Below are 4769 nucleotides of genomic sequence, written 5' to 3'. Positions count from 1 at the left end.
GCTGGGCTCGCCCGGGTTCTTCGTCGAATTCTCCAAACAACATGCGCTCTCCGACGATGGACACTGCCGCCCTTACAGTGCGCAGGCCAGCGGAACGGTCTGGGCCGAAGGGGCCGCAATGTTTGTGCTGCAGCGCAAATCGTCGGCGCTGCTCGCCGGCCGGCAAATCGTGGCAGAGGTCCGGGCCAGCGCAGTCAACCAGGACGGGCGCAGCGCCGGGCTCAGCGCCCCTAGCGGCGACGCGCAAATTCGTCTGTTCCAGCGTGCCATTGCCCAGGCCGGGATCCGGCCTGACGAGGTCGGGATGGTCGAGGGACACGGCACCGGCACGAGGCTCGGCGACCGCACCGAACTGCAATCGCTGGCACAAACCTACGGCGACACCGAACCCGGTTGCGGGGCTCTGTTGGGTTCGGTGAAATCCAACGTCGGTCACGCTTTGGCTGCCAGCGGCGCACTGGGACTGGCTAAGGTTCTGGTGGCCGCCGAGCACGGTGCCGTTCCGCCCACCTTGCACGCGGCCGAAGCGAGTCGTGAGATCGACTGGGAAAGCCAGGGTTTGCGTCTTGCGCAGACCTTGACACCGTGGCCCGCGGTCGGCGGACAACGGATCGCGGCCACCTCGGCATTCGGCATTGCCGGTACCAATGTGCACGTGATCGTCTCCCTTCCCGAGGTCGCGTAATGCTGGCGCGCCCGCTGCCCGACGGCCGCGTGCCGGTGTTGCTCTCGGCGCATGACGAAACGCTGATCGGTCAGGACGCCCGGGCGATCCTGGACTATCTCGACCGGGCCGGCGAGGACAACGATCCGACTCCCGCGGTGGCATCTACCCTGCTGCGCCTCCGGCGGGTGCGGCGGCACCGTGCAATCGCGCGGGCTGCGGACCGCGCTGAACTCGTGGCCGGCCTGTCCGCGCTGGCCCGCGGCGACGAGCACCCGCTGGTGGCCCGGTCCTCGAAAAGCGCTGGCCTGCATATCGCGTTCGTGTTCCCCGGTCAGGGCAACCAGTGGCCATCGTTGGGCGCAGAGGCCTACCAGCGACTGCCGGCGTACCGTGCGGAGGCCGACCGATGCGCCCACGCGTTCGTCGACGCCGGGCTGCCGTCACCGTTGCCCTACCTGACCGGAGAGCGGGAGCAGAACTGGTCACGTACCCAGATCCAGGGAGCGCAGTTCATCCACGCAGTCAGTTTGGCCGGACAGTGGCGATTTCACGGAATGCTTCCCGACATCACCATCGGACACAGCCTTGGCGAGGTCGCAGCCGCGTATGTGGCGGGGACGATCGGGCTGTCCGATGCAGTCGCTTTGGTCGGCGCGCGCGCCGCGGTCGTCGACCGGTTGACGGGTCGATACGCCATGGCGGTGCTCGGCGTCGGCGTCGATGAGGCGGAGTGGGTGATCGGCGAAGCATCGGGCTGGCTGGAAGTTTCGGCAGTCAACGGGCCGTCGTCCACGGTGGTGTCCGGTGATCACGACTCAGTGGTCGCCGCGACTCGGCTGGCCCGGCAACGAGGTACGTTCGCCCACCAACTGTCCGTCGACTACCCGGGCCACAGCAGCGCGCTCAGACCGCTACGCACCGACTTCGCTGAGCTGCTACCCAGGTCGGCATTCCGGGACGGACCGGTGAAATTCGTCGGCTCGGCTTTGGCCGCCGAGATAGGCAGTGACATCGATTTCGCCGAGTACTGGTACGAAAGTCTCTGTAGCACAGTACGATTCGACGAGGCAGTAGTAGCCGCCCAGAAGGCCGGAGCCGACGCATTCGTCGAGTTGTCCGCACACCCGTCGTTGCTATATCCGCTTGCCGAACTGGTCGACGAGGACTCGGCAGTAATCGTCGGGTCGGGGCACCGCGACGAGTCCGTCACCGACGTGCTGTCGGCGAGCATCGCCACCGTCGCCACCGCCGATCCCGGCTACCGCTGGGCCGAAACGATCCCCGCGAATGGCCGACCGGTGCTTCGCGGGTTCCCGAATGCACCGATGCGGGCGGTGCACCTGTGGGCTGCACCGCAATCTTCCACCGACAATGCGCGTGACCCGGCTACTGCCCTCACCGTCGCCGTCGAGGATTGGCAGCCAGCGGCGTTGCCGACCACGGCGAGCGCGACGCGTTGCGGCATCGCCATCGCCGGCGACGTCGCGGGGACGCTGGCGCAGCGACTGGCCGATGCCGTTGTGGCACATGGTGGCTGCGATGTGGTACCGGCGAATGAGGCGGAAATCGTCGCGGTGATCGCCCCCGCACTCAATCCGCTCGACGTGACGGTTGCTGCCGAACAGATCGCCGGTCGGCCCGACGTGGGGCTGTGTGACTATAGCGCGATCATCGGTCCACGATGCCGAGTTGTCTGGTTGCTTACCGCCGGCGGCGAACGGGTTCGAGCCGATGACGCCGATGTCCGGCCCGCGCAGGCGGCGCTGGCCGCGATGCACCGCAGCGCCGGCTTTGAATACCCGGACCAGACTTTCGGCAGCCTGGACCTGTCGTCGCGAGATGTCGACGGCTCGACTGCGGCCGCCGTCGTCGACGTGCTGCTCGGCGATGCCAGGGTAACGGCGTTGCGTGGCAACGCTCGACGCTATGTCCGGAGCTTCCGCGAGTGCCGTAATCCCACGGGTACGCGACCGCTAGGTATAGCCGCGGTGGAGAACGTCGTGATCACCGGCGGCAGCGGCGCCATTGGTCTGCGCTACGCGCGGCAGTGCGTCGAACACGGGGCACGGCAGGTGATCCTGTTGAGCCGCGACGGCGTAGATCCCGTGGTGCTGGGTCAGCTGGCCGAAGGACACAGCGCCGAGGTGCACGCCCCGGCTTGCGACATCACCGATCGGGGTGCATTGTCGGCCGTCGCCACCGAATATGCCGGCTCCGGCGCGTCATTGCTCGTCCATACCGCGGGAGTCGCCATGACTCGTCGGCACTCTGAGCTCACCGGCGCGGACGTGGCGGCGGTGTGCGCCGCAAAGGTAGCGGGGTTGGCGTTGATGGCCGATGTTTGGCCGTTACGGGCCGAATGCCGAATCCTGGCCTGCTCGTCAGTGTTCGGGGTGTGGGGTGGGCACGGTCACGCCGCTTACGCGGCGTCCAACCGGCTGCTCGATGTGTTGGCCGCCCAGTTGCGTGCCAAGGGACTGGACTGCACGGCGATTCGATGGGGATTGTGGCAGGACGCGGGAGTCATCGAGGCCGGGGAGATCACCCGCACCCTGCGCTCCGGTCTGGTCGCGATGGAAGCAGAGGCGGCGTTGAACGCCAGTCTGGGCCGATACGCCGAAGATCCGCTGATCTTCGCGGCGGACTTCGACCGACTCCGAGTGTTTTTCCAGAGCCAAGGAACGCCAACGCCGTTCAGCGCGCCGTCGAAGGGCGATGCGGCTCCGCCTGACAACCACTTCAGTGCGAAACCGCTCGCCGACGTCGTGCGCGACGAGCTGGCTGCGACGCTGCACCTGGGCGATGCGGTGTCGGTCGACCCGACCGCGTCGCTGATCGATCTCGGGTTGGATTCGCTGTTGGCGCTCGACCTGCGCAGACGACTGCGTCGGACTGTGGGGCACTCGGCTCCGGTGGCGCAGATGCTTGGCGGCATCACCGTCAGCGAACTGATCGACGTGTTGCGCCCCGGTTCGGCCAGCGGGTCAGCAGTACCGCAAACGCCAGAAAGGTTGGACGCTACGCGTGACTGACATCACCGACCCCGACACGCTCGACGAACAGCGCCTGGAGTTGTTGCGGCTCAGGATCGCTGAGCGTGGCCTGGCCCGACCGGCCGTAGACGCCGCAGAGCAACAACGTCCGGAAATGTCGGATGGTCAGCGCCGGATGTGGTTCGTGCAGTCAGTCGATCCCGACAGCGCGCTACTCAACATCTGCGTGTCCTATCAGCTCATCGGCAGCGTCGATGTCACACGGCTGCAGCAGGCCGTGGGGGCCGTCGCGTTGCGGCACCCGATATTGCGGACCGTCTATCAGACCGACCGCGACGGCGATCCTTATCCGGTGACCCGCGACGATTTGCGGCCCGGCTGGGCGGAGCACGACCTGTCGGGTCTGGGCGAGCAGGCCCGTCGGCTGAGGCTGGAAGTGCTGGGGCAGAGGCAGTTTCGGCAGCCGTTCGATTTGACCGAGGATTCGCCACTGCGGGTCACGGCGGTGCGGCTGGGCCCGGACGAGCTAATGCTGCTGCTCAGCGCGCACCACATCGCCTGGGATGACGGGTCCTGGGCGCCGTTCTTCACCGATCTGACTCACGCCTACACCGATCCGGACAGCACCGCTACCGGGCCGGCGTCGGTGGCCATAGCGACCGATGCCCACAATCTTGATGAGGACCTGGCCTACTGGCGCTCGCTGATCACGGATCTGCCTGAACCGCTGGAGCTTCCAGGCCCGAACGGTTCGGTGGTGCCGAGCACCTGGCGCGCGCAGCGTGCCGTGACCCGGCTGTCGGCAGGCACCGTTGACCGTGTGGCGGCGCTTGCCAGGGAGACCGGAGCGACCCCGTACATGGTGTTGATGGCCGCATTCGCCGCTCTCGTGCACCGCTACACCCACGCATCCGATTTCCTTGTTGCGGCCCCGGTGCTGAATCGCGGCGCCGGTACCGAGAATGCGATCGGGTACTACGGCAATACCGTGGTGATGCGTATGCGGCCACAGCCACGGCAGACGTTCCGGGAACTTTTGAAGCAAACCCGCGACAGCGCAGTGGGCGCCCTCGCTCACTCGCGCGTCGATCTGGAATGGTTGGTGCGGG

At 67.0% G+C, this 4769-nt stretch carries 3 protein-coding genes; all 3 read left to right on the top strand.

Annotated features, from left to right (window positions below; all coding sequences use genetic code 11):
• Positions 1-685, top strand: a 685-nt coding sequence (locus VEI45_RS23860) for a polyketide synthase (protein ID WP_324856986.1), incomplete at its 5' end; no start/stop codon positions are given.
• Positions 685-3699 carry a mycobactin polyketide synthase MbtD gene (gene mbtD, locus VEI45_RS23855; protein ID WP_324856985.1) on the top strand — a complete coding sequence of 1005 codons (3015 nt, stop codon included), beginning with the start codon at positions 685-687 and terminating at the stop codon, positions 3697-3699. The genes VEI45_RS23860 and mbtD, both read left to right, overlap by 1 nt.
• A partial coding sequence (locus tag VEI45_RS23850) for a condensation domain-containing protein (protein ID WP_324856984.1) occupies positions 3692-4769 on the top strand: 1078 nt, incomplete at its 3' end. The genes mbtD and VEI45_RS23850, both read left to right, overlap by 8 nt.

Source organism: Mycobacterium sp., assembly GCF_035623875.1.
Lineage (GTDB): Bacteria > Actinomycetota > Actinomycetes > Mycobacteriales > Mycobacteriaceae > Mycobacterium.
Note: the sequence above shows the minus strand (reverse complement) of the source record. Positions and strands in the feature narration are given on the sequence as shown.